Here is a 24808-nt window from a genome sequence, read left to right on the forward strand (position 1 = left end):
TCGACGCACAACTACTGTGGGAGCGAGCCTGCTCGCGAAGAGGCCAGACCGGTCACTACAAATCAGGGTTTGAACCCCTGAGCCAACAACCAACTCCTGATCACCCGTCCCTGCTCCACCGTCAACCCCGCCAAAACCTGATCCGCAGGCTCACTGCCCAACCGCCGCACCAACGGCGCCAACTCAACCCCTTGCACATGCCAGATCCCCAGCGGCTGATCCGCCGTGATCACCACCTCGGCCTCATCCACAAAACCCTCTTTCAACACCGGCGCGCGCTCGATTCTCAACGAGGAAAAATCCGCCTCGGCATGCGCCACTTCAGCATCCGGCCACTGCCGCCGCGTCTGCCAAAAAGGTTGATCCAACCAACGCTGCTCATCGGCATAAAAATCCCGCCCGATCCGCGCAAAACGCAAAAACAACTGCTCCACCCGTTGCTGATGAAAGCGCTGAGTCAGCGCCGCTCGCTCGGGTTTACGCAACAACGTGTTGATCACCGTCGGCGCCTGTAACGCCGAGGACAAGGACTGAAAGATCCCGTTGCCCGACAGCGGATCCACCGCCATCGCCGCATCGCCGACCCGAATCCAGTGATCGCCACACACCTGCGGGCACAAAATCGCGGTGCTGCTGCGGGCATGCAGCTGTAGGTCGATCTCAGGCTCGATACCGAAAAACGCCCGCGCCAACGCCGAACCCTGACGTCGCTCACGACAGTAGTCGAGCAACATCGCCTTGCCCGGCAATTCAGCACTGGCCACGTCCACCGTCCATTGCCAGTAACACTGACCGTCGGCTCGCCGGGCCATCCAGGCCCAGCCGTCCTCAAGGCTTTCCACGGCGCTGGCGGTGTTGCCTGGCGTGCCTTGCCAGCGGTTGAGCAGGCTGACCGTCTCCGGCCCGCGCAGGCCTTTGCCCAGTGCCGGTGCCTGACGCCCACGCGCCTCAACCAGAAAATCCGCCAGCAGCGCCTCGCGCCCTTCGACCTCGATCCTATGCCCCGAAACCGATGACTGCACCGTCAGCACTCGGCCTTCGATCAGCTCAACGCCAGCCAGGCGCAGATCTTCGCGCAAGCCTCGATCAAAGCTCGGGCGATCCAGTAAAAATTCGATGTTCTGCGCATGTTGCTGACCGTTCCATGACACCTGTCTTTGCGACGGCAGCGCTGCATGCGCCAGTGCCTGATGAAGCCCCGCGCCACGCAAGGCCTCCAGCACCCGAATGGAAACGCCTTCCAACGCCGCAAACCGCCGCCATTCGCTAACCAGCGTCACGGGATAACCGAGCCGACGCAAACCCAAGGCAACCGCCGCGCCCGCTGGCCCTGCGCCAAGAATCAAAATCATGGTCCGAAGCGCCGTTCAGGGCCGCGATAACGGGCATTCTCCCGCAGCCACTCAATGACGTGTTCGTTGCTCGCCTCGGGATGTGCAACCAAAAAACCCGCAATGTGCCCGCTCAACGCTGCACAGCCGAGACTGGCGCCAGACTGCCCCGGATAGGTTCCATGCACACACGCGGCGAAGTCCGCCTGAGCACTGTTGAGCCACGACCATTCCTGTTCGGCGCAACGTGCATCGCCAGTGACTCGCAGCACCTGTGGATAATTCGCCGGAAACACGCCCTCGCCCTGCGCCGGGCTGGACGCACAGAGCAAAACACCTCGCGCCACCGCCGCGGCACAGGCTTCACGCAACAGGCTGCGATCCTGACGCAGACCAAGGCTCAAATTGATCAGCCGAACGTCCTGCGCCACCAGCCAGTCAATCGCCGTGGCGATCTGCAAGGCGCTGGTGACCCCACGCTGGTCGAACACCTGAGCCACGCAAAATACTGCCGACGGTGCCCGCCGGCCGATGGCCTCGATCACCGCACTGCCGTGGCCCAGAGGATCGTCGCGCAAGTCGCTTTCGGCCAATCCATCCGCCAGCAACGAGAAGCGCCGCCCGGCGACCACTTGCACCCGCTGCGCCGCCGAGTGACCGCTGTCCACCACGCCAATCCGCAGCTCAGGCTTCATGCAGCACCGTTTTTGAAGTGAGTACGCCGTCGAGCAATTCAAAGCGCAAATCGGCATCGGCCAAGGTTGAAGGACGGTGGCTGATGAGGATCCGCGTACGCCCGGCAAACAGTCGATCGATGGCTTCAATGACTTCACGTTCGGTGGCTTCATCCACCGCCGAAGTCGCTTCGTCCAGCACCAGAATCAACGGATCCTGCAACAGCGCCCGGGCGATGGCGATGCGCTGTTTCTGCCCGCCGGACAACTGCTGACCGCGTTCGCCCAACGGGCTGTCGAGGCCTTCGGGCAACGACTCGATCAGGCTGTCGAGTTGCGCCAGCCGTGCGACTTCGGCAATCGCTTCACGGCTGGCGTCCGGCACCGCGTAGGCGAGGTTGTCGGCGAGGCTGCCGCGAAACAGCACGATGTCCTGACTGACCACCGCAATCCGCCGACGCAGCTGGAACAGGTCCAGTTCGCGCAGATCGACCTCCCCCAGCAACACCCGACCCGACTGCGGATCGTGGTGCCGTTGCAGCAGGTCGATCAGGGTCGATTTGCCGACCCCGGAGCCGCCGCTCAGGGCGACTTTCAAACCGTAGGGAATTTGCGCTTGGATGCCGCGCAGGGTCGTCGGGCGACCGGGATGGCTGAAGTGCACGTTGTCGAAACGCAGTTCGCCGGAAGTCGGCATCGGCTGCGGCGTGACGGGTGTGAGAACGGTCGGCTCTTCGCCGCGCAATTCCATCACGCGCCCGAGGCTGACGGTCATTCGTTGGACCGCGACATAGAGCCCGAGCAGGCTCTGTACCGGTCCGACGGCCATGCCCAGGTAGGTGGAAAACGCGATCAGCGCGCCCAGTTGCCAGGTCCCCTGCACCACCCAATATCCGCCGATCAGGAACGCGCAAGCACGGGACAGAGAAGTCAGTGTGCCCGGCACCGCCTGAGTGAAAAACTCGGTGACTTGCAGGCGCAGCAACTGGCTCATATAGCCTTGACCCAACGTCTCCAGACGCCGCGATTCACGCTGTTGCTGTCCGGCAGACTGGATGAACTTCATCACCGGCAAGGTCTCGACCATGAACGAGGACATGTCCGCCGAGCGCTCGCGCAATTGCCGCACATCCCGTTCGACCTTGCGTCGCATCCAGCGCAACCAGAGCACGTCGAGGGGTATCAGCACCAGCGCCAGCAACGAGAGTTTCCACGACAGGGTCAGCAGCATCGCCACGGCGCAGACCAGACCGATCACACTCGACACCGCGGAGAACAAGGAGTCCACGGCAAAGCGCTGGATCTCTGCGACGTCGCCATCGAGGCGTGACATCAAGTCACCGATTCGGCGCTGTCCGTAAAAACTCGGCGAGAGTGTTTGCAAATGCCGATAAAGGTCATCGCGCAGGGCGAACAGAATCCGCCCGGACAGCCGCGTGTGCAGGTAACGGTTTAATCCCGACAACCCCGTTCCGAGCAGCCCGGCCACGATCATCAGCCCGGCGATCAGCACCAGCATCGGAAAGTTGCGCGCCAGCAGGCCATCGTCGATCAGCAGCTTGGTCAGCCAAGGCTGCACCAACACCAGCAACGAGGCGCAGACCGATAACCCGAGCAGCCCGGCAATCGCCAGACGATGGGGTCGCACGAAGCTGTAGAGCCAGCGCAACGCCGCTTGCAGGGCTTCGGGGTTCTGGCTGTCGATCAGCCGAACGATCAAGCGCTGCATCACGAGCGCAACTGTTTGAGCTTGCGATACAGGGTCGCGCGGCTGATGCCCAAGGCGTCGGCGGCGGCCGAGACGTTGCCCTGGTGAGTGTCCAGGGACTGGCGAATCAGCTCCAGTTCATTCTCGCGAATGCTGCCGGCCTGAGGACGTTCGCTGGCGCTCAACTCGTCGAGCATGCTGTCGGGCAAGTGGTCGAGGGTGAGTACGGTGTCCCCCGGCTCGCGCATGGCCAGCGCCGTGCGTAAAACCATTTCCAGTTGGCGGATGTTGCCCGGCCAGTGATAGCCGCTGAGCAAGCGGTTCAAATCGTCATGCAGGACCATCTTCGGCGCATCCAGTTTGGCCAGCAGGCGAGCGACCAGACCGCTGAAATCCTCACGCTCGCGCAACGCCGGGAGCATCACGCTGATACCGTTGACGCGGTAGAACAGGTCCTCGCGGAAGTGTTTTTCTTCGACCAGTCGCTTGAGGTCGCGGTGCGTGGCGCAGATCAATGCAACGTCGATGTCTTGCTCTTCACCGGCGCCCAACGGTGCCACTTTACGGTCCTGCAACACCCGCAACAGACGGGCCTGCAAGGCCAGCGGCATATCGCCGATTTCATCGAGAAACAAGGTGCCGCCATGGGCCTGTTGCAGACGACCGATCATGCCACCGCGGCGGGAGCCGGTGAACGCGCCTTCGCGGTAACCGAACAATTCCGACTCGATCAAGCCTTCGGGGATTGCCGCGCAGTTCACCGCGACGAAGGGTTTATCGCAGCGGGTGCCTGCCATGTGCAGGGCGCGGGCGATGACTTCCTTACCGGTGCCGGTTTCGCCCAGCAGCAACACCGGCAGCTCATTGGCCAGGCCTTGACGGGCCATACGCAAGGCTCGGGCATAACGGACATTGCTGCCGGCCAGGGATTCGAGATCCGGTTGTGCTTTGGCGGTTTTCGCTGTGCTGCGCGGCGGCGTGCTGACATTGATTGAACGCTGCGGCGCACGCAGGGTTTTGTAGAAGAACTCGCCTTTAGCCGTTTGCAAACTGCCGACTCCGCCCTGATGCAGACGCGACAGAAGTTTCAGGCCATCGACGCCCAGAAACTCTTCACAGCGTCGACCGACCAGCGCCGAGCGTTCGGCGTGGAGCAACTGACAGGCCTGGGCGCTAACCGCGAGAATCTGCCCGCCAAGGCTCACCGCCAACAGGCCTTGCCAAGGGGATTCGAGGTACTGCCGACGGCTGTGGAAGGCCAGGACGATCTCGTCCGGATAACTGGCGTTGAACACCCGGCTTTCGATCTGGCTGACAGCCATGGCCAGCAACGCGGTGCTGTCGTGAACGCGGCCCAGCGGGCCTTCGCGCGTCAGGTCGAGTACGCCAAGGATGTCGCCCTGCGGGCAATAGATCGGCACCGAGGTGCAAGAGAAATCGGTCAGGCGATCGAGGTAATGTTCGCCGCAATCGATCATCGTCGGCCGGGCTTCCACCAGTGCGGTGCCCAGCGCGTTGGTGCCGCGAGCGGCTTCGCTCCAGCAGGCGCCGAGGGTGATGTCTTGCAGGCCGCTGCCCTTGAGGCGATCGGCGCGTCCTTCGACAGCGAGGATGGTGGCGTCGGAATTGGCGAGGATGATCAGTCCTTCCTTGCCCTGACGTTCAGCCAGGTAATCGATGGCCGGCAACGCCGCGTCGATCAGCAGCCGATTGCTCGCCAACAGCACGTCAAGGCTCGCGCTCGATTCCAGCGCCAGCTCGTGCTTGGCATTGAAATGCACGCCATGGCTGAGGCTACGCCGCCACGACGCATCGATTTCCGCCCGCAACACGCCATCCGGGACTTCGCCCTCGAGATGGAGTTTTTCCCGGGCCAGCCGGGCTTCACGGTGAAGTTTGGGAGGAGTTGTTTTTATTAGCGTCATCAAGCGCTCCGGATCGGTCCGCCCTGCGCTTTTTTAAGATCAGCGCCCTGCCGCAATCTTTACGTTAACGTCAGGGCGATGGCAAGTCCTGTGGCGAGGGGGCTTGCCCCCGTTCGGCTGCGCAGCAGTCGTAAACCGACAAACGTAGTGCTTCTGAAGACATGCGGTCGCTGATTTTAGGGTTGCTTCGAAGCCCGACGGGGCCACTTTGCTCTGCGGATCCAGCTCGAAAATATCGAACCCCAGGGACAGCACCAGCACCTCGGCGCCGAAGTCTTTCACCGCCGCCAATGCCATGACGGCACAAGGCGTAAGCCGCCGGCTCGCCGTCGAGCAAGGCTTGGGCGCCAGCGATCGCGCTTTGCGCCGACCAATAGGCCAACCAGATAGCGGGCGGCCTGGGCGAGAATCCCGCGCAAGGCATTGGGCTAGCGGACGAAGATGTTCGACATCACCTCGTCGCCCCAATCCTCGGGGATCTCCTTCCAGCGCTGATGCGCTTCCTGCAGAAACGTCAGGTACGGCGCGCCGTGGACCGCCAGCAGCGGATCGAGCCCGGCATCGACCGGTTGCTCGACTTAAAAGCCCAGCGAGTGCGACGCCTGGACCAACCGCTGAGCGCGCTCGGGTACTTCCTGCGGTGTGCGCATCTGCCCACGGGAGTAACAACTGCGTGGGTGGTGAAGCAATTGTTCGGGGTGGAAAAAACTGCGCATGGGATGAATACCTGTCAGTTAACCTAGATCTTGAAACCGGGTACGTCCTTCTGTAGGAGCGAGGCTTGCCCGCGAAGGCGGTGTGTCAGTCAACATCGATGTTGAATGTGCTGACGCCTTCGCGGGCAAGCCTCGCTCCTACAGGGATTGCGTTTATGCAGCTCTTCGGGCACGGGCCAGCACAGCGTTGAGCAGCACATCAGTGCCCTGACGCACGTCTTCGGGCAACACGTCTTCGGCTTCGTTATGGCTCAAGCCGCCGACGCAAGGAATGAACACCAAGGCCGTCGGGCAGTACCGCGCCAGATGAATTGCATCATGCCCGGCACCGCTGACAATCGATTGCTGAGCGTAGCCCAGCGCGTCCACCGCCTGCTGCACGGCCGCCACGCAATCGGCATCGAACGGTGTTGCCGGGCTGATCCAGTGAGGCGTAATCGTCAAGTTCAAGCCTCGGCTATCGGCAATCGCCTGAAGCCGCTCGCGGACTTGCTGCTCCATGGCCTCAATCGCTTCGTCGCGGTGATGACGCAGGTCGACGGTGAAATTCACCAGCCCCGGAATGGTGTTGCGCGAGGACTTGTTGATGCTCAACTCACCGGCAGTGGTCAGCCCTTCCGGCGCGAAATCGGTGGCCAGACTTTCGATGGCCTGGATCATCCGCGCCACGCCATACAGGGCGTCTTTGCGCAGCGGCATCGGCGTAGTACCGGCGTGGGCAGCCATGCCTTCGACCCGCACGTCGAGCCAGCGAATCGCCTGGCCACCGCTGACCACGCCGATGCATTTGGCGTTGTCTTCGAGGATCGGACCTTGTTCGATGTGCGCTTCAAAGTACGCATCCACCGCGCCGCCAAACGGGCGGTCGCCGGCGTAACCGGTGCGTCCAGTTGTATGATCCCGGTGAACACCGCCGAGCCGAACATCGCCGGGGTGAAGCGTGCCCCTTCTTCGTTGGTCCAGACCGCCACTTCCAGTGGTTTGCGGGTCTGGATGCCGAGGTCCGCGCGATGCCCTGGTACTGGGTGACGTAAGTGATCATGAAGGTGTTGGTAAAGAAGAACCCGGCCGAACCGATGGTCACCGCGGCGGCGGCAAACAGGATCTGCCGCCAGCAGGTGCGGATCACGTCCTTCACCGGGTACTTGGACGTCTCGTTGTTGTCCCGGGCTTGGCGAACTCCGGCGACTCGTGGACACCGGAACGGATCATCAGACCGACCATCATCAACACACCACTGGCGAGAAACGGTAGACGCCAGCCCCAGGCGAGGAAGTCCTCTGGCTCAAGGGAGGTGACCAGACGAAAGGCGATCAACGCGAGCAGCAAACCAGCGGGGCTCGTCGCTTCATCGACGAGTTTCGAAGAGATTTATCGCTTGATCTGTTCAGGCTGTGGAATCGCGAGCAGAAGATGAGTCAGGCCGAAACCGTGTTCCTCGAAAGCTTCCAGCACATGCTCAGTATTCGTGAGCCTGTGCTGTGAAGCCTTGATCGCTTAGACGTGAGGATCACCCGGTGCTTTGCTAGGTGTGGCGTATTGCGGCTTCAAGTGACCGTCCTGATCGAGTAGCCAGGCGTCCATGATCTGCCGCACCACAGGACCTGCGACTCGACCGCCGGCCTCGCCGTTTTCGATCATCACCGAGATGACAATTTTCGGATGTTCGGCCGGGGCAAAACCGACGAACAAGGCGTTGTCGCGGTTACGCTCCAGGGTTTTCGCCCGGTTGTAACGTTCGCCCTGCTTGATCGCCACCACTTGCGCGGTACCACTCTTGCCCGCGATACGGTACTGAGCGCCCGCCGCTGCCGCCCGTGCAATCCCGCGAGCGTCGTGCATGACCATTTGCATGCCGTGGTTGACCTGCTCCCAGTCACGCGGGTCTTTCAACAGGATGTTTGGCATTGGATGCTCATCCACTGGCGCAACACCGTCTATGGTCTTGGCCAGGTGCGGCCGATTCCAGACACCTTTGTTGGCGATCAGTGCAGTGGCCTGGGCCAGCTGCAGAGGCGTGACCTGCATGGAACCCTGGCCGATGCCGAGGATCACGGTCTCACCCGGGAACCATGCCTGACGGCGCGAGGCACGCTTCCAGGCTTGCGATGGCATCAAACCGGCAGACTCTTCGAACATGTCCAGCGAGACTTTCTCGCCGAGGCCGAACATGGCCATGTAGTCATGCAGTCGGTCGATGCCCAGCTTGTGGGCCAGGTCGTAGAAATAGGTGTCGTTGGAGCGCATGATCGCCGCGTCCATGTCCACCCAGCCATCGCCGCTGTGGTTCCAGTTACGGTATTTGTGATCGAAGTCCGGGAGTTGGTAATAACCGGGGTCGAAGACGCGGGTCTGCGGGGTAACGACTCCGGCGTCGAGGCCGGCAATGGCCACTTCCGGCTTGATGGTCGAACCCGGTGCGTACAGGCCGCGCAGTACGCGGTTGAACAGAGGTCGGTCGATAGAGTCGTGTAGTGCCGCGTATTCCTTGAAGCTGATTCCGGTGACGAACAGGTTCGGGTCGAAACTCGGCTTGCTGACCATCGCGAGTACTTCGCCGGTCGATGGATCGAGAGCAACCACCGAACCGCGACGATCGCCCAAGGCTTCCTCGGCGGCTTCCTGAAGTTTGACGTCGAGGCTCAGTACGATGTTTTTGCCTGGAATTGGATCGGTGTGCTTGAGCACTCGCAGGACCCGGCCCTGAGCGTTGGTTTCGACTTCTTCGTAACCCACTTGGCCATGCAACTGCGACTCGTAGAATTTTTCGATGCCGGTCTTGCCGATAGATTGAGTGCCACGGTATTCCACCGTGTCCAGAGCTTTGGACTCTTTCTCGTTGATGCGGCCGACGTAGCCGATCGAATGCGCAAAGTGCGCACCCATCGGGTAGTGACGAACGAATTGTGGCTCTACGTCGATCCCAGGCAGACGGAACTCGTTGACCGCCAACACGGCGATCTGTTCTTCGCTGAGCTCGTAGAACAAGGTGACCGGCACGAATGGATGGCGCGCCTGCTTCATCGCCTTGTCAAACAACGAGCGGTCTTCGGTCGGCAAGTGCAGGAGGCTGACCACCTCATCCAGTTCCTCTTTGACATCGGAGGCGCGTTCGCGGGTGATGGTCAGGTTAAAGCTGGGCCGGTTATCCGCCAGAACTACGCCGTTGCAGTCATAGATCAATCCGCGGGTGGGGGTGATCGGCAGGACGTGGACGCGGTTGTTTTCGGAGATCGTCGAGTGATAGTCAAATTCGACCACCTGCAGGACATACATGCGCACGACCAGCGCACAGGTAATGGCGACAACGAACAGGGCGCATGCCATCAGTCTTTTGTTGACCAGGCGTGTCTCTTTTTCGTGGTCCTTGATCGGTATCGGTTGGGGCATTTCTGCAGCAGCTCTTTGACTGTAAAAGGGGCGCCAATCCGTAGGCTTGAAATCAGTTCGTTAAAAAACGAGCTGCACCATACCAAAAACCGTGCGGTCACTTTTGTGCGATTTCCTCTAACGGTTGTCCTTAAAGACTAAATCGACGGTCGGTTTTTTTATGGCTCGTGCATTTTTCTCAAGATTGATATTGATTTTCCATTGCGTTGGAACTGCCGCTGGATAACGATTGGTCCAGCGATGGGCAGCGGCTGCGGATTGCCGAAGACCGGCCTTCGGTTGAAGGGCTGGATGTTCGCCTGAATGCGAACAACCTGACGAATGAGTCCTACGTGGCCTCCTGTGCCAGCCTGAACTTCTGCTACTTGGGCGAAGAACGGAATGTCGCCGCGACAGTGAGCTACCAGTTCTAATCACTCGTCATGCCAACAAAGCCGACGCCTGAATTCGGGGGCTGGCTTTGTCGTTTCTGTGGGAACACTGTAGTGGTTTGGCGATGGCGTTTTTCTGAGCGTTTAGCGAGCCCAGAACGACAAAACCCCTGTCTGCGTGAGCAGACAGGGGTTTCGGAATTCAATCTTGACGATGACCTACTCTCACATGGGGAAACCCCACACTACCATCGGCGATGCATCGTTTCACTACTGAGTTCGGGATGGGATCAGGTGGTTCCAATGCTCTATGGTCGTCAAGAAATTCTGTGACCAGCCCGTTACAGCGCAACGTGCCAGCAAAATGGGTGACTTCTACTAAAACAAAACCCCTACCTGCATACGCAGATAGGGGTTTCGGAATTCAATCTTGACGATGACCTACTCTCACATGGGGAAACCCCACACTACCATCGGCGATGCATCGTTTCACTGCTGAGTTCGGGATGGGATCAGGTGGTTCCAATGCTCTATGGTCGTCAAGAAATTCGGTAGCCAGGTCGTTCTCCTTGCGGATCACGCTCCAGCGAATGGGCAGGTGATAGATTTGTGTGTTGCGTTGCGAATTTTCGACTTGTGTCGTCTTCACACACCGCAATCTGGTGCCTCTTCAGGTCAGCAAATTGCTTGGGTGTTATATGGTCAAGCCTCACGGGCAATTAGTATTGGTTAGCTCAACGCCTCACAGCGCTTACACACCCAACCTATCAACGTCGTAGTCTTCGACGGCCCTTCAGGGGACTCAAGGTCCCAGTGAGATCTCATCTTGAGGCTAGTTTCCCGCTTAGATGCTTTCAGCGGTTATCTATTCCGAACATAGCTACCCGGCAATGCCACTGGCGTGACAACCGGAACACCAGAGGTTCGTCCACTCCGGTCCTCTCGTACTAGGAGCAGCCCCTCTCAAATCTCAAACGTCCACGGCAGATAGGGACCGAACTGTCTCACGACGTTCTAAACCCAGCTCGCGTACCACTTTAAATGGCGAACAGCCATACCCTTGGGACCGGCTTCAGCCCCAGGATGTGATGAGCCGACATCGAGGTGCCAAACACCGCCGTCGATATGAACTCTTGGGCGGTATCAGCCTGTTATCCCCGGAGTACCTTTTATCCGTTGAGCGATGGCCCTTCCATACAGAACCACCGGATCACTAAGACCTACTTTCGTACCTGCTCGACGTGTCTGTCTCGCAGTCAAGCGCGCTTTTGCCTTTATACTCTACGACCGATTTCCGACCGGTCTGAGCGCACCTTCGTACTCCTCCGTTACTCTTTAGGAGGAGACCGCCCCAGTCAAACTACCCACCATACACTGTCCTCGATCCGGATAACGGACCTGAGTTAGAACCTCAAAGTTGCCAGGGTGGTATTTCAAGGTTGGCTCCACGCGAACTGGCGTCCACGCTTCAAAGCCTCCCACCTATCCTACACAAGCAAATTCAAAGTCCAGTGCAAAGCTATAGTAAAGGTTCACGGGGTCTTTCCGTCTAGCCGCGGATACACTGCATCTTCACAGCGATTTCAATTTCACTGAGTCTCGGGTGGAGACAGCGCCGCCATCGTTACGCCATTCGTGCAGGTCGGAACTTACCCGACAAGGAATTTCGCTACCTTAGGACCGTTATAGTTACGGCCGCCGTTTACCGGGGCTTCGATCAAGAGCTTCGCGTTAGCTAACCCCATCAATTAACCTTCCGGCACCGGGCAGGCGTCACACCCTATACGTCCACTTTCGTGTTTGCAGAGTGCTGTGTTTTTAATAAACAGTCGCAGCGGCCTGGTATCTTCGACCGGCATGGGCTTACGCAGTAAATGCTTCACCCTCACCGGCGCACCTTCTCCCGAAGTTACGGTGCCATTTTGCCTAGTTCCTTCACCCGAGTTCTCTCAAGCGCCTTGGTATTCTCTACCCAACCACCTGTGTCGGTTTGGGGTACGGTTCCTGGTTACCTGAAGCTTAGAAGCTTTTCTTGGAAGCATGGCATCAACCACTTCGTCACCCAAAGGGTAACTCGTCATCAGCTCTCGGCCTTAGAATCCCGGATTTACCTAAGATTCCAGCCTACCACCTTAAACTTGGACAACCAACGCCAAGCTGGCCTAGCCTTCTCCGTCCCTCCATCGCAATAACCAGAAGTACAGGAATATTAACCTGTTTTCCATCGACTACGCTTTTCAGCCTCGCCTTAGGGACCGACTAACCCTGCGTCGATTAACGTTGCGCAGGAAACCTTGGTCTTTCGGCGTGGGTGTTTTTCACACCCATTGTCGTTACTCATGTCAGCATTCGCACTTCTGATACCTCCAGCAAGCTTCTCAACTCACCTTCACAGGCTTACAGAACGCTCCTCTACCGCATCACCTAAGTGATACCCGTAGCTTCGGTGTATGGTTTGAGCCCCGTTACATCTTCCGCGCAGGCCGACTCGACTAGTGAGCTATTACGCTTTCTTTAAAGGGTGGCTGCTTCTAAGCCAACCTCCTAGCTGTCTAAGCCTTCCCACATCGTTTCCCACTTAACCATAACTTTGGGACCTTAGCTGACGGTCTGGGTTGTTTCCCTTTTCACGACGGACGTTAGCACCCGCCGTGTGTCTCCCATGCTCGGCACTTGTAGGTATTCGGAGTTTGCATCGGTTTGGTAAGTCGGGATGACCCCCTAGCCGAAACAGTGCTCTACCCCCTACAGTGATACATGAGGCGCTACCTAAATAGCTTTCGAGGAGAACCAGCTATCTCCGAGCTTGATTAGCCTTTCACTCCGATCCACAGGTCATCCGCTAACTTTTCAACGGTAGTCGGTTCGGTCCTCCAGTTAGTGTTACCCAACCTTCAACCTGCCCATGGATAGATCGCCCGGTTTCGGGTCTATTCCCAGCGACTAGACGCCCTATTAAGACTCGCTTTCGCTACGCCTCCCCTATTCGGTTAAGCTCGCCACTGAAAATAAGTCGCTGACCCATTATACAAAAGGTACGCAGTCACCCAACAAAGTGGGCTCCCACTGCTTGTACGCATACGGTTTCAGGATCTATTTCACTCCCCTCTCCGGGGTTCTTTTCGCCTTTCCCTCACGGTACTAGTTCACTATCGGTCAGTCAGTAGTATTTAGCCTTGGAGGATGGTCCCCCCATATTCAGACAAAGTTTCTCGTGCTCCGTCCTACTCGATTTCATGACCAAGAGATTTTCGCGTACAGGGCTATCACCCACTATGGCCGCACTTTCCAGAGCGTTCCGCTAATCTCAAAGCCACTTAAGGGCTAGTCCCCGTTCGCTCGCCACTACTAAGGGAATCTCGGTTGATTTCTTTTCCTCAGGGTACTTAGATGTTTCAGTTCCCCTGGTTCGCCTCTTAAGCCTATGTATTCAGCTTAAGATAACCATCTTATGATGGCTGGGTTCCCCCATTCAGACATCTCCGGATCAAAGTCTGTTTGCCGACTCCCCGAAGCTTTTCGCAGGCTACCACGTCTTTCATCGCCTCTGACTGCCAAGGCATCCACCGTATGCGCTTCTTCACTTGACCATATAACCCCAAGCAATCTGGTTATACTGTGAAGACGACATTCGCCGAAAATTCGCAATTTAACTCACAAATTTTACCTTAGCCTGAGCCGTTACCAGTGAAAGTAACGTCCAGTCTATCTTTCTATCACATACCCAAATTTTTAAAGAACGATCTAATCAAAGATTAGAAATCAATATTCACAATGGAATATTCATTTCTAAACTCTAACGAAAAAGACAACCTTATGGATGTCTATCGCCTCTACAGTGAATCAAGCAATTCGTGTGGGAACTTATGGAGCAGCTGATGTCGTCGATTAAGGAGGTGATCCAGCCGCAGGTTCCCCTACGGCTACCTTGTTACGACTTCACCCCAGTCATGAATCACACCGTGGTAACCGTCCTCCCGAAGGTTAGACTAGCTACTTCTGGTGCAACCCACTCCCATGGTGTGACGGGCGGTGTGTACAAGGCCCGGGAACGTATTCACCGCGACATTCTGATTCGCGATTACTAGCGATTCCGACTTCACGCAGTCGAGTTGCAGACTGCGATCCGGACTACGATCGGTTTTCTGGGATTAGCTCCACCTCGCGGCTTGGCAACCCTCTGTACCGACCATTGTAGCACGTGTGTAGCCCAGGCCGTAAGGGCCATGATGACTTGACGTCATCCCCACCTTCCTCCGGTTTGTCACCGGCAGTCTCCTTAGAGTGCCCACCATTACGTGCTGGTAACTAAGGACAAGGGTTGCGCTCGTTACGGGACTTAACCCAACATCTCACGACACGAGCTGACGACAGCCATGCAGCACCTGTCTCAATGTTCCCGAAGGCACCAACCCATCTCTGGGAAGTTCATTGGATGTCAAGGCCTGGTAAGGTTCTTCGCGTTGCTTCGAATTAAACCACATGCTCCACCGCTTGTGCGGGCCCCCGTCAATTCATTTGAGTTTTAACCTTGCGGCCGTACTCCCCAGGCGGTCAACTTAATGCGTTAGCTGCGCCACTAAGAGCTCAAGGCTCCCAACGGCTAGTTGACATCGTTTACGGCGTGGACTACCAGGGTATCTAATCCTGTTTGCTCCCCACGCTTTCGCACCTCAGTGTCAGTATCAGTCCAGGTGGTCGCCTTCGCCACTGGTGTTCCTTCCTATATCTACGCATTTCACCGCTACACAGGAAATTCCACCACCCTCTACCATACTCTAGCTTGTCAGTTTTGAATGCAGTTCCCAGGTTGAGCCCGGGGATTTCACATCCAACTTAACAAACCACCTACGCGCGCTTTACGCCCAGTAATTCCGATTAACGCTTGCACCCTCTGTATTACCGCGGCTGCTGGCACAGAGTTAGCCGGTGCTTATTCTGTCGGTAACGTCAAAACACTTACGTATTAGGTAAATGCCCTTCCTCCCAACTTAAAGTGCTTTACAATCCGAAGACCTTCTTCACACACGCGGCATGGCTGGATCAGGCTTTCGCCCATTGTCCAATATTCCCCACTGCTGCCTCCCGTAGGAGTCTGGACCGTGTCTCAGTTCCAGTGTGACTGATCATCCTCTCAGACCAGTTACGGATCGTCGCCTTGGTGAGCCATTACCTCACCAACTAGCTAATCCGACCTAGGCTCATCTGATAGCGCAAGGCCCGAAGGTCCCCTGCTTTCTCCCGTAGGACGTATGCGGTATTAGCGTCCGTTTCCGAGCGTTATCCCCCACTACCAGGCAGATTCCTAGGCATTACTCACCCGTCCGCCGCTCGCCACCAGGTACAAGTACCCGTGCTGCCGCTCGACTTGCATGTGTTAGGCCTGCCGCCAGCGTTCAATCTGAGCCATGATCAAACTCTTCAGTTCAAACATCTTTGGGTTTTTAAGAAACCCTAAACTTGGCTCAGCAATCGTTGGTTACATCTTTGATTTCTCGCGGAGTAACTTGTGATGCTGATAATCTTGTTGACTATCAGTCTGACTCCACAAGCACCCACACGAATTGCTTGATTCAGTTGTTAAAGAGCGGTTGGTTAAGATCTTTCGTCTCAACCGAGGCGCGCATTCTACAGCAGCCTCTGTTGCTGTCAAGCGGTTATTTTTCGAAGCTTTCAAAGTTTCCTTTGCAACTTCAACCACTTGCGCTTGCGATCTCTCGTTAGCGGGAGGCGAATTCTACAGCGTTACTCGCTGCTGTCAACACCTCTTTTGTTCCGCTTTCGACCGAGAAGATCGAACCGTTAAAAGAGCCAAACAACACCACTCTTTCAACTCCTTCTGGGCTTCGATGACCTGAAGCAACTCGCTGTCGAAAACTGCATAACTCATTGTTTACCAAGGAGTTTTCCGTTTCGACTGCGCCGGAAGTGGGGCGAATTATAGACTTCCAGAATCTGCCGTCAACCCTTAATTATGCTTTTCTATAAGGATGCTCAAAATCGCTGCTTATATATAGACGCGCCCGCCATGAATGCGCAGTATATTGCCCAATAACAATCTCGCTTCCTACTTCGGACGATGCCACGCCATGAATGACCAGCCTCGCAGCCTTGCCTCGACCCTGTTCTCGGTTGGCCTGCTATTGATAGCCATGGCATCAATCCAGTCGGGAGCCTCCCTGGCTAAAAGCATGTTCCCCATTATCGGCGCGCAAGGGACCACCACCCTGCGGCTGATCTTCGCCAGTGTGATCATGATGTTGATACTGCGTCCCTGGCGAGCGAAGCTCACCGCAAAATCCCTGCGCACCGTCATCGTCTACGGAATGGCGTTGGGCGGCATGAACTTCCTCTTCTATATGTCCTTGCAAACCGTCCCCCTCGGTATCGCGGTTGCGCTGGAATTCACCGGCCCACTGGCAGTAGCCATCTACGCCTCGCGTCGCGCGATCGACTTTTTGTGGATCGCCCTGGCAGCCGTCGGCTTGCTGCTGTTAATACCTATGGGCGAAACGACCGCTGGAATCGATCTGGTAGGCGCTGGTTATGCATTGGGCGCAGGTGTCTGCTGGGCGCTGTACATTCTGTTCGGCCAAAAGGCCGGCGCCGACAACGGCGTGCAGACCGCGGCACTGGGGGTGATGATTGCGGCACTTTTTGTAGCCCCTATCGGCATCGTCCATGCTGGCGCCGCGCTGCTCACTCCCTCACTGATCCCCGTGGCCATCGCTGTCGCCATTCTGTCCACCGCCGTGCCCTACACGCTGGAGATGGTCGCCCTCACCCGAATCCCGACCCGGACCTTCGGCACGTTGATGAGCATTGAACCTGCGATCGGCGCACTGTCAGGTCTGTTGTTTCTCCATGAATACCTCTCACTGTCACAATGGATGGCCATCATGTGCATCATTCTGGCTTCCATAGGCGCGACCATGACGATGGGGAGTGCGGCCAAGCCTGCTGTCGCTGCAGATTGAGACAGGATTTGACGAGGGTCTGGTATTTGCCGCGCAATTAGGCCATGTTTAGACCCGTAACCCAGTGTCAGACATGGATTTTTCAGATAGGGATATCAGAACGCTTCAAGCGAAAGCGAATGCAGCCAGACCCGGGCGCAAAGATTCGGGGACGCTATAAGGACAGTAATGAAACGAATTTTGATACTGATCGCCGTACTTGCGGTTGCGGGCTGCGCGGCGACATCGAAAACCCAGGTAAAACACGGCAAGAGAGGGCTGCATATCAACTGTTCCGGGCTGTCGTCATCCTGGGACAAGTGCTACACCAGCGCTGCCAACTCGTGCGCTCCCAAAGGTTACAAGGTCATCGCCAAGTCAGGGGACGCTGTGGAAGAACCAGGCGATTACCCGTTCGGCCTCAACCCTGCCGGCTATACCAGCCGCAGCATGATCGTCATCTGCAAATAGGTTGATGCTGCCTTGTCAGGTTCGTGGACCTGCGATCTGGCGGCCAATCTCATCGTAACTGGACTTCAATACCGCGCACTGGATGTCTGGCGTGGCCAGCATTCGCGCAACGACCAACGCACCGATACATTGCGACAGAATCGCCCATGCCAGGCTGTCGCTTTCCAGAACTTGCGCCCAACTCTTCTGAAGCCGACAAATCCAGTTCTCTGCCTTCTGGCGAATCATCACGTCTGAACGTGCAATCTCAGCCCCCAATGCCGGCAAAGCACATCCGGATTCCGGGTGCTCGACATGAGCCATGCTCAGATAGTGTTTCAGGCAGCGCTTGAGCCTGTCACGATTCTGGTCCGCCCCTAAACGCTCCAGGCTTTGAGACAGCTCACGCTCGACGATTGAAGCGAACAGCTCATCCTTCGATGAAAAATGACTGTAGAAAGCCCCGCCACTCAAGCCGATTGCCTTCATCAAACCGTCGACACCAACTGTTGAAAAACCAGACTTCTTGGCCGACACCGCACTGCTTTCAAGTAGCTTCTCTTTGGTTTCCAGTTTGTGATTGACCGAGTAACGCATTGCCTTGCCCTCAGGATTGATCGCCTTGACGCTTGCCGAATCGTAGCATAACGTTCGTTTAGTTAACGATCGTTTAGCAAAGGAGACTACCCATGAATAACAAGAAGGTCGTACTGGTTGTAGGTGCAGGGGATGCCACCGGCGGCGCAATTGCGAAACGCTTTGCGCGGGAAGGATTTGTGGCTTGTGTCACCCGCCGCAGCGCGGACAAACTCCAGCCATTGGTGGACGCCATCAAGGCCGACGGCGGTGAAGCCCACGGGTTTGCCTGCGATGCGCGCAAGGAAGAGGACGTGATTGCGTTAGTTGAGCAGATCGAAAGCCAGATTGGCCCAATCGAAGCGTTCGTCTTCAACATCGGCGCCAATGTGCCTTGCAGCATTCTCGAAGAAACCGCGCGCAAATATTTCAAGATCTGGGAAATGGCCTGCTTCTCAGGATTTCTCAACGCTCGTGAAGTGGCCAAGCGCATGGCCAAGCGTCAACGCGGGACTATTTTGTTTACCGGTGCTACCGCCGGCCTGCGTGGAGCCTCAGGATTTGCGGCGTTCGCCGGCGCCAAGCACGGGATTCGTGCCCTGGCGCAAAGCATGGCGCGTGAACTGGGGCCGATGAACATTCACGTCGCCCATGTTGTAGTCGACGGTGCCATCGATACCGATTTTATCCGCGAGAGTTTCCCCGAAAAGTACGCGACCAAAGACCAGGACGGCATTCTCAATCCAGAGCACATTGCCGAGAACTATTGGTACCTCCACAGCCAGCCACGTGACGCATGGACCTTCGAGCTGGACCTTCGCCCCTGGAGCGAACGCTGGTAAGCCCTCCCCCACAACAATAAACAGAGCGCATCGACCATGAGCAAAACCGTAGAGTTCTATTTCGACCTCGGCAGCCCCGCCACCTACCTGGCTTACACCCAACTGCCGAAGATCTGCGAGCAGACCGACAGCCAGCTGATCTACAAGCCGATGTTGCTGGGCGGGGTCTTCAAAGCCACCGGCAACGCTTCACCGGCAACCATCCCGGCCAAGGGCCGTTACATGTTTCAGGACCTGGACCGCTATGCGAAACGCTACGGCGTGCCGTTGAAGTTCAATCCGCACTTTCCTATCAACACCTTGATGCTGATGCGCGCCATCACCGGCATGCAGTTGCGCCATCCCGAACGCTTTCAGGCGTTCATCGATTGCCTGTTTCACGCCCTTTGGGTTGAAGGCCGCGACCTTGTTGATCCGGCTACTGCCGCGGCAGTTCTGACACAGAACGGTTTCGATCCAAATGAGGTGCTGGCCCTGACTGCCGATGAGGAAGTCAAAGCCACTCTCAAGGACAACACAGAGACAGCCGTGCAACGAGGCGTATTTGGTGCCCCGAGCATGTTTGTCGATAATCAGCTGTTCTTCGGTCAGGATCGCCTGGACTTCGTCCTTGAAGCCCTGAGTTAAATCTCGACGACCACATGAGCCAGGCGCTCGAAGAAGCGCCTGAACTCCAACCGATCAAATAGCCGCAGTCCGGGTGTTCAACCACTCAAGGGCTGCGCCGTCGAGCAACGGGCTCAAGCGCTCGCGCACCTCGGCATGATAGGCGTTGAACCACTGTTTTTCGTCATCGGTCAGCAGCGACGGTTCCAGGCATCGAGTGTCGATCGGGCACAAGGTCAGGGTTTCGAACTTCAGGAACTCTCCGAATTCGCTTTTGCCCGCCTCACGGTTCAACACCAGGTTCTCGATCCGCACACCCCAGCGGCCCGGACGGTAAGTGCCCGGTTCGATGGACGTGATCATGCCCGGCTGCATCGCGGTTTGCGGTGCTGCGGCGGCCTGATAGGCGATGACCTGCGGGCCTTCGTGCACATTGAGGAAGTAGCCAACGCCATGACCGGTGCCGTGACCGTAATCAACGCTTTCAGCCCAGATCGGCGCGCGGGCAATCGAATCGAGCAACGGCGAGAGAATGCCACGAGGGAATTGCGCACGGGACAACGCAATCACGCCTTTGAGCACCCGCGTGCAATCGCGCTTCTGCTCATCGGTCGGCGTACCGACCGGCACCATCCGAGTGATATCGGTGGTGCCGCCCAGGTACTGGCCGCCGGAGTCGATCAACAACAGACCGTCGCCTTCGATCACCGCGTGTTCTTCTTCGGTGGCGTGGTAGTGCGGCATCGCGCCATTGGCGTTGAACGCGGCAATGGTGTTGAAGCTCAGCGACACATAACCCGGACGTCGGGTACGCGCAGCCGTCAGGTGTTCGTCGATGGTCAGTTCGGTGATGCGCTCACGACCCAACGCAGTGTCCAGCCAGGTGAAGAATTCGCACAGCGCTGCGCCGTCCTGCTCCATGGCCTGACGAATGTGCTCGGCATCGGCCAGGCTTTTCTGCGACTTGGCTAACGTGGTCGGGTTCAGGCCTTCGATCAGCTTCACACCGCTATCCAGGTTACCCAGCAGGCCGGCGGTGACGCGCGTCGGATCGACTTGCAGACTCGCCCCGCTCGGTACGGCGCGCAAGGCGGCGGCCACTTCGCTGTAGTCGCGCAGGGTTACGCCGTCCTGTTCGAGGACTGCGCGCAGTTCGGCATTGACCTTACTCAGGGCTACGAACAGGGTTGCCTGCTCTTGACTGATCAACGCGAAGGAAACGAACACTGGGTTGAACGACACGTCACCGCCGCGCAAGTTGAACAGCCAGGCGATGTCATCGAGGGTGGCGATGAAGTGCCAGTCAGCACCGCGATCTTTCAAAACCTCACGCAGCTTAGCCAGTTTCTCGCTGCGACTGACCGTCGCCTGAGGCGGCAGGTGTTGATAGATCGGTTCATTTGGCAGCGTCGGACGGTCGCTCCAGACTTCGCTCAACACATCGATGTCAGTGCGCAGACGAGCGCCGCGTTCTTCGAGCTTGCCACCCAACGTACGCGCCGAAGCCACGGCCATTACCGCACCATCTACCGCGACGACGCCACCTTCAGGGGTTTGCTCGGCCAGCCAGTCCAGCGGGCCGGGCTGACCCGGTTGCAGCTTGACCAGTTCGATGCCGCTGCCCTTGAGTTCCTTGATCGCCTGTTCCCAGTAACGGCTGTCGGCCCAGACGCCGGCAAAGTCCGGCGTAACGATCAGCGTGCCGACCGAGCCATGGAAGCCCGACAACCATTGCCGCCCTTGCCAATAACCCGGCAGGTATTCCGACAGGTGCGGGTCGGCCGACGGCACCAGCAGAGCATGGATGCCCTCCCGGCTCATCAGTTCGCGGGTTTGCGCCAGGCGTTGAGGCACCGATCCATTGATCGAAGGCTGCGTACTCATCATGTCTCCTGCTAATCACTTCATCATTATTGTTGAGGGCCGATCAACGCCGGCACTTTCAGCTCTTATTGCCAAAATGCCGGAGCACTGGCGCAGGCCGCTTTAATCAGGTGTACCGCTTGGTCGATGTCTTGCTCTTTGGTGAACCGGCCGAGACTCAAGCGAATGGTGCGACTCGCCGAGCGGGCGTCATGCCCCAGGGCCAGCAGCACATGGGAGGGCGCATTGCTGGCGGAGTTGCAGGCCGAGGTCGCGGAAAACGCGATCGAGGTGCTCAACGCCGCGGAATTGAACTCGCCTTCGCTAAAGGTCAGGCTCAAGGTATGAGGGATGCGCTGGGTCGGACTGCCATTGAGGCGAACGCCGGGAATACTCAGCAGCTGTTCGAGCAAGCGCTCGCGCAACCGGACGATCGTGGCTTTCTCTTCATCGAACGAAGAGGCCGCCAACGCGAACGCCACCCCCATGGCAGCGATTTGGTGAGTCGCCAGGGTGCCGGAACGCAAACCGCCCTCGTGACCACCGCCGTGAATCTGCGCCTGCAAACGCTGCTGCGCGCGCGGCCCGACGTACAGCGCGCCAATGCCTTTTGGGCCGTAAATCTTGTGGGCGGAAAATGACATCAGATCCACTGGCAACCGGGCCAGATCGATCACCACTTTGCCTGCACCTTGAGCCGCGTCGACATGGAACAACGCGTCGCGAGCACGCACGACTTCACCGATGGCCGAGATGTCGTTGACGGTGCCCAGCTCGTTGTTGACCAGCATCAGCGACACCAGAAAGGTGTCTTCGCGCATTGCTTCGCTGACCGCTTGCGGGGTAATCAGACCCTCGGCGTCAGGCACAAGATAGGTCACCGCAACACCGGCGTCCTGCAACTGCTTTGCCGTGTCGAGAATCGCTTTGTGTTCGATCTGGCTGGTGATGATGTGGCCGCCAGAAACGCCGCGAGCTTGGGCCACGCCTTTGAGCGCAAGGTTGTTCGATTCGGTGGCGCCGGAGGTCCAGACGATCTGTTGCGCCTGGGCGCCAACCAGTTCGGCGACCTGGCGCCGCGCCTGCTCGACCGATTGCCGGGCCTGTTGACCGAATGCATGGGAGCTGGACGCCGGATTGCCGAAGTTGCCGGTAAAACCCAGACACTCGACCATGACCTTGATGACTCGCTCATCCACCGGCGTGGTGGCGGCGTAGTCGAAATACAGAGGACGTTTATTCATAGAAGACTCGCAGAGCATGTTCCGGGATCAGGAGGCTCGTCACTGAAACGTCAAAGCGCAGCCTCGTGAGCTGCGCCGATCGTTCAGAGCGTTAGAAATACCTGATCGGAGGCCGTTAAAGAAGAACAACTTCATTTAAAAGTGCGTAGGAACGCTCCTGGAGTCGAGCTTAACAGGCATCGGGCAACCGGTTGAAGCAATGCGTCAGCTAAAGCTTTCGAGCAACAACGGATACAGCGAAGCCACCAGCAGCAAGGCCATGCCCCAGTTGAACAGCCGCAACCAGCGGCGATCTTTCAGCACGTTGCGCAACAACGTGCCGCAGCCTGCCCAGACACTGACGCTCGGCAGGTTGATCAAGGCAAACACCGCCGCAATCACGATCACGTTGGTGAAATAACCCTGCATTGGCGTGTAGGTGCTGATGGCTCCGATGGCCATGATCCACGCCTTGGGATTGACCCACTGAAACGCTGCGGCGCCCAAATAGCTGATCGGCTTGCTCTCGCCCTTTTCACTCTCGGAAACCGGTCCTGAATGGGCGATTTTCCACGCCAGATACAACAAATACGCCGCGCCGACGTAACGCAGCACGCTGTAGAGCAAAGGATAGGTTTGAAACACGGCGCCCAAGCCAAAACCTACCGCCACCACCAGCACGAAGAAGCCGCAGGTGATGCCAAGCATGTGGGGGATGGTGCGGTTAAAGCCGAAGTTCACGCCAGATGCTAGCAACATCGTGTTGTTGGGGCCGGGAGTAATCGAGGTGACAAGCGCAAACAGGGCAAAGCCCAGTAGCAAATCGAGCGAGAGCGTCATGGGTTGCAGTCCATTGGGGTCAGTCAGGTGTTGACCCTATCGCAGGCCTTCAGGGAAACCCATGGACAGTTGCATGAAACTTCAAGCGGTACAGTTTCCCCTCAGCTAGGACGACCGTGAAGCTGTACAGCACGTTCGGCGTTCATCTCGCCTTGTTTGTCGAAACTGAACGATTTTTGCGGTTGGCCGAGCAATTCGGCTTTTTTCGCGTGGTATTCGTCGAAGGACAAACCTCGACGATTCAACTCCTCAAGTGCCAATTCTCTGGTTTCTTCCGCGGTGTACGGCCGTAATTCCGGGGAAACATGGCTGGCACATCCGGCGAGCACGGAGACCGCAAGCAGCAAGAAAGTAGCGATTAGAGGTTTCATGGTGAGCGTCCTGACAACTGGGTTCGAGCAATGAACACAAGCTACGCCAGGCATCCGATCAGCAGAAATCAACGCTCTCGATAGTGGCTATCGACTTTGATTAATGCCGCAAAGGTAGACCGCCTCATATCTCTAAACGATCTATAAATATCAATTTTATGTCTTTTACGGAATAACACCGATCCTTTATAACAACTGTCATCGCTTCACGCACTGTTGCCCAAGCAACTGTTTGCCAGGCAACAGTCATTCAACAAACAGCTCTGGCATTCGAACAGCGTCTACCGGTCAACGCGCTGAAAGCCCCGTAAATAGGGGCTCCTAGGGATTGGTACAGCTCTTGCTCTCCGTCAGTGACTACTCACTGCTCCCTGAGCAACTGTTTAAAAAGGAACTGATCATGTCGCGTCCATTGAAAGTCGTTGCCCTCTCCGGCGGTACTTGGCGTCCGTCCCGCACGTTGGTGCTGACCCAGGCGCTGTTGGCGCAACTGGCCGAGCAATTGCCGATTGAAAGCAAACTGATTGAACTGGGTGACATCGCCCGACCGTTAGGTGCCGCGCTGTCCCGTCAGGAGTTGAGCGCCGAGATCGAAGCCGAGCTGCAAGCGATCGAGAATGCCGACCTGCTGATCGTCGCCGCGCCGGTTTATCGCGGTTCCTACCCTGGACTGCTCAAGCATCTGTTCGACCTGATCGACCTCAATGCATTGATCGACACGCCGGTATTGCTGGCCGCCACCGGTGGCAGCGAACGCCATGCGCTGGTGCTCGATCACCAGTTGCGGCCGCTGTTCAGTTTCTTCCAGGCATTGACCTTGCCGATTGGCGTCTATGCCACCGAAGCCGATTTCTCCAATTACCAAATAACCAGTGAACTTCTCAAGGCCCGCATACAACTGGCTGCAGAACGCGCCGCACCGTTGTTTGGCGTGCACCCCAAAAATCTGCTGAAAATCGCTTAAGG

15 protein-coding genes, 4 rRNA genes and 5 pseudogenes are annotated in these 24808 nt (G+C 57.5%); 7 read left to right on the top strand and 17 right to left on the bottom strand.

Going from position 1 to position 24808, the window contains the following annotated elements:
* Positions 1-62: 62 nt before the first annotated feature.
* The 7 genes and pseudogenes from qhpG to QFX16_RS20265 all read right to left on the bottom strand — a co-directional run.
* Positions 63-1352, bottom strand: a complete 1290-nt coding sequence (gene qhpG, locus QFX16_RS20235) for a flavin-dependent monooxygenase QhpG (protein ID WP_283181082.1) — start codon at positions 1350-1352, stop codon at positions 63-65.
* Positions 1349-2026: a subtilisin-like serine protease QhpE gene (qhpE, locus tag QFX16_RS20240; protein WP_283181083.1), complete on the bottom strand. Its 678-nt coding sequence runs from the start codon at positions 2024-2026 to the stop codon at positions 1349-1351. Before qhpE ends, qhpG begins: the two co-directional genes overlap by 4 nt.
* Positions 2016-3734, bottom strand: a complete 1719-nt coding sequence (locus tag QFX16_RS20245) for an ABC transporter ATP-binding protein (RefSeq protein WP_283181084.1) — start codon at positions 3732-3734, stop codon at positions 2016-2018. The genes qhpE and QFX16_RS20245 overlap by 11 nt, the downstream gene beginning before the upstream one ends.
* A complete protein-coding gene (locus QFX16_RS20250; RefSeq protein WP_283181085.1) occupies positions 3734-5638 on the bottom strand; it encodes a sigma-54-dependent Fis family transcriptional regulator in 1905 nt (634 codons plus the stop codon). Before QFX16_RS20250 ends, QFX16_RS20245 begins: the two co-directional genes overlap by 1 nt.
* Positions 5639-5891: 253 nt before the next feature.
* Positions 5892-6354 (bottom strand): annotated as a pseudogene (locus QFX16_RS20255) (arginase family protein); the annotation flags it as partial.
* 153 nt (positions 6355-6507) lie between these two features.
* A pseudogene (locus tag QFX16_RS20260) lies at positions 6508-7358 on the bottom strand (hydantoinase/carbamoylase family amidase); the annotation flags it as partial.
* Positions 7352-7695: pseudogene (locus QFX16_RS20265) on the bottom strand (MFS transporter); the annotation flags it as partial. The pseudogenes QFX16_RS20265 and QFX16_RS20260, both read right to left, overlap by 7 nt.
* On the opposite strand from QFX16_RS20265, the pseudogene QFX16_RS20270 reads away from it, so the two are divergent.
* Positions 7694-7839: pseudogene (locus QFX16_RS20270) on the top strand (LysR family transcriptional regulator); the annotation flags it as partial. The pseudogenes QFX16_RS20265 and QFX16_RS20270 sit on opposite strands and share 2 nt — an antisense overlap.
* A gap of 12 nt (positions 7840-7851) precedes the next feature.
* Here the strand turns inward: QFX16_RS20270 and mrdA are convergent.
* Entirely contained in the window at positions 7852-9744 is a 1893-nt protein-coding gene (mrdA, locus tag QFX16_RS20275) for a penicillin-binding protein 2 (RefSeq protein ID WP_283181086.1), read from the bottom strand.
* A 278-nt stretch (positions 9745-10022) separates the two neighbouring features.
* Here mrdA and QFX16_RS20280 point away from each other — a divergent pair.
* Positions 10023-10157: pseudogene (locus tag QFX16_RS20280) on the top strand (hypothetical protein); the annotation flags it as partial.
* Between the two features lie 164 nt (positions 10158-10321).
* On the opposite strand, the gene rrf (QFX16_RS20285) reads toward QFX16_RS20280, so the two are convergent.
* The 4 genes from rrf (QFX16_RS20285) to QFX16_RS20300 form a co-directional block, all read right to left on the bottom strand.
* A 5S ribosomal RNA gene (rrf, locus tag QFX16_RS20285) occupies positions 10322-10437 on the bottom strand.
* A gap of 106 nt (positions 10438-10543) precedes the next feature.
* A 5S ribosomal RNA gene (rrf, locus tag QFX16_RS20290) occupies positions 10544-10659 on the bottom strand.
* A 154-nt stretch (positions 10660-10813) separates the two neighbouring features.
* A 23S ribosomal RNA gene (locus tag QFX16_RS20295) occupies positions 10814-13705 on the bottom strand.
* Between the two features lie 299 nt (positions 13706-14004).
* A 16S ribosomal RNA gene (locus QFX16_RS20300) occupies positions 14005-15543 on the bottom strand.
* Together the 16S, 23S and 5S rRNA genes form the textbook arrangement of a ribosomal RNA operon.
* 661 nt (positions 15544-16204) lie before the next feature.
* On the opposite strand from QFX16_RS20300, the gene rhtA reads away from it, so the two are divergent.
* Together rhtA and QFX16_RS20310 are read left to right on the top strand one after the other, a co-directional pair.
* Positions 16205-17092 carry a threonine/homoserine exporter RhtA gene (gene rhtA, locus QFX16_RS20305; protein ID WP_283181087.1) on the top strand — a complete coding sequence of 296 codons (888 nt, stop codon included), beginning with the start codon at positions 16205-16207 and terminating at the stop codon, positions 17090-17092.
* Between the two features lie 168 nt (positions 17093-17260).
* Entirely contained in the window at positions 17261-17542 is a 282-nt protein-coding gene (locus tag QFX16_RS20310; RefSeq protein ID WP_008156219.1) for a hypothetical protein, read from the top strand.
* Positions 17543-17557: 15 nt separating this feature from the next.
* Here the strand turns inward: QFX16_RS20310 and QFX16_RS20315 are convergent, their stop codons facing one another.
* Positions 17558-18118: a TetR/AcrR family transcriptional regulator gene (locus QFX16_RS20315; RefSeq protein ID WP_283181088.1), complete on the bottom strand. Its 561-nt coding sequence runs from the start codon at positions 18116-18118 to the stop codon at positions 17558-17560.
* 92 nt (positions 18119-18210) lie between these two features.
* On the opposite strand from QFX16_RS20315, the gene QFX16_RS20320 reads away from it, so the two are divergent.
* A complete protein-coding gene (locus tag QFX16_RS20320) occupies positions 18211-18939 on the top strand; it encodes an SDR family oxidoreductase (protein ID WP_283181089.1) in 729 nt (242 codons plus the stop codon).
* 36 nt (positions 18940-18975) lie between these two features.
* A complete protein-coding gene (locus QFX16_RS20325) occupies positions 18976-19566 on the top strand; it encodes a 2-hydroxychromene-2-carboxylate isomerase (RefSeq protein ID WP_283181090.1) in 591 nt (196 codons plus the stop codon).
* A 54-nt stretch (positions 19567-19620) separates the two neighbouring features.
* Here QFX16_RS20325 and QFX16_RS20330 read toward each other — a convergent pair whose 3' ends face one another.
* The 4 genes from QFX16_RS20330 to QFX16_RS20345 form a co-directional block, all read right to left on the bottom strand.
* Entirely contained in the window at positions 19621-21429 is a 1809-nt protein-coding gene (locus tag QFX16_RS20330; protein ID WP_283181091.1) for an aminopeptidase P family protein, read from the bottom strand.
* Between the two features lie 65 nt (positions 21430-21494).
* Positions 21495-22652: a cysteine desulfurase family protein gene (locus tag QFX16_RS20335; protein ID WP_283181092.1), complete on the bottom strand. Its 1158-nt coding sequence runs from the start codon at positions 22650-22652 to the stop codon at positions 21495-21497.
* Between the two features lie 204 nt (positions 22653-22856).
* Positions 22857-23471 (bottom strand): LysE family translocator, encoded by a 615-nt coding sequence (locus QFX16_RS20340; protein ID WP_283181093.1) that lies wholly within the window; start codon positions 23469-23471, stop codon positions 22857-22859.
* Between the two features lie 101 nt (positions 23472-23572).
* Positions 23573-23842, bottom strand: a complete 270-nt coding sequence (locus QFX16_RS20345; protein WP_283181094.1) for a hypothetical protein — start codon at positions 23840-23842, stop codon at positions 23573-23575.
* Positions 23843-24242: 400 nt separating this feature from the next.
* Between QFX16_RS20345 and msuE the strand changes: the two genes are divergently transcribed.
* Positions 24243-24806 (top strand): FMN reductase, encoded by a 564-nt coding sequence (gene msuE / locus QFX16_RS20350; RefSeq protein ID WP_283181095.1) that lies wholly within the window; start codon positions 24243-24245, stop codon positions 24804-24806.
* The last annotated feature ends 2 nt before the right edge of the window (positions 24807-24808 follow it).

It is taken from the genome of Pseudomonas svalbardensis, from assembly GCF_030053115.1.
Lineage (GTDB): Bacteria > Pseudomonadota > Gammaproteobacteria > Pseudomonadales > Pseudomonadaceae > Aquipseudomonas > Aquipseudomonas svalbardensis.

Bases quoted from the DNA above. Each gene is read 5' to 3' on its own strand.
- qhpG (WP_283181082.1), bottom strand. From the start codon at position 1,352: ATGATTTTGATTCTTGGCGCAGGGCCAGCGGGCGCGGCGGTTGCCTTG.
- qhpE (WP_283181083.1), bottom strand. From the start codon at position 2,026: ATGAAGCCTGAGCTGCGGATTGGCGTGGTGGACAGCGGTCACTCGGCG.
- QFX16_RS20245 (WP_283181084.1), bottom strand. From the start codon at position 3,734: ATGCAGCGCTTGATCGTTCGGCTGATCGACAGCCAGAACCCCGAAGCC.
- QFX16_RS20250 (WP_283181085.1), bottom strand. From the start codon at position 5,638: ATGACGCTAATAAAAACAACTCCTCCCAAACTTCACCGTGAAGCCCGG.
- mrdA (WP_283181086.1), bottom strand. From the start codon at position 9,744: ATGCCCCAACCGATACCGATCAAGGACCACGAAAAAGAGACACGCCTG.
- rhtA (WP_283181087.1), top strand. From the start codon at position 16,205: ATGAATGACCAGCCTCGCAGCCTTGCCTCGACCCTGTTCTCGGTTGGC.
- QFX16_RS20310 (WP_008156219.1), top strand. From the start codon at position 17,261: ATGAAACGAATTTTGATACTGATCGCCGTACTTGCGGTTGCGGGCTGC.
- QFX16_RS20315 (WP_283181088.1), bottom strand. From the start codon at position 18,118: ATGCGTTACTCGGTCAATCACAAACTGGAAACCAAAGAGAAGCTACTT.
- QFX16_RS20320 (WP_283181089.1), top strand. From the start codon at position 18,211: ATGAATAACAAGAAGGTCGTACTGGTTGTAGGTGCAGGGGATGCCACC.
- QFX16_RS20325 (WP_283181090.1), top strand. From the start codon at position 18,976: ATGAGCAAAACCGTAGAGTTCTATTTCGACCTCGGCAGCCCCGCCACC.
- QFX16_RS20330 (WP_283181091.1), bottom strand. From the start codon at position 21,429: ATGAGTACGCAGCCTTCGATCAATGGATCGGTGCCTCAACGCCTGGCG.
- QFX16_RS20335 (WP_283181092.1), bottom strand. From the start codon at position 22,652: ATGAATAAACGTCCTCTGTATTTCGACTACGCCGCCACCACGCCGGTG.
- QFX16_RS20340 (WP_283181093.1), bottom strand. From the start codon at position 23,471: ATGACGCTCTCGCTCGATTTGCTACTGGGCTTTGCCCTGTTTGCGCTT.
- QFX16_RS20345 (WP_283181094.1), bottom strand. From the start codon at position 23,842: ATGAAACCTCTAATCGCTACTTTCTTGCTGCTTGCGGTCTCCGTGCTC.
- msuE (WP_283181095.1), top strand. From the start codon at position 24,243: ATGTCGCGTCCATTGAAAGTCGTTGCCCTCTCCGGCGGTACTTGGCGT.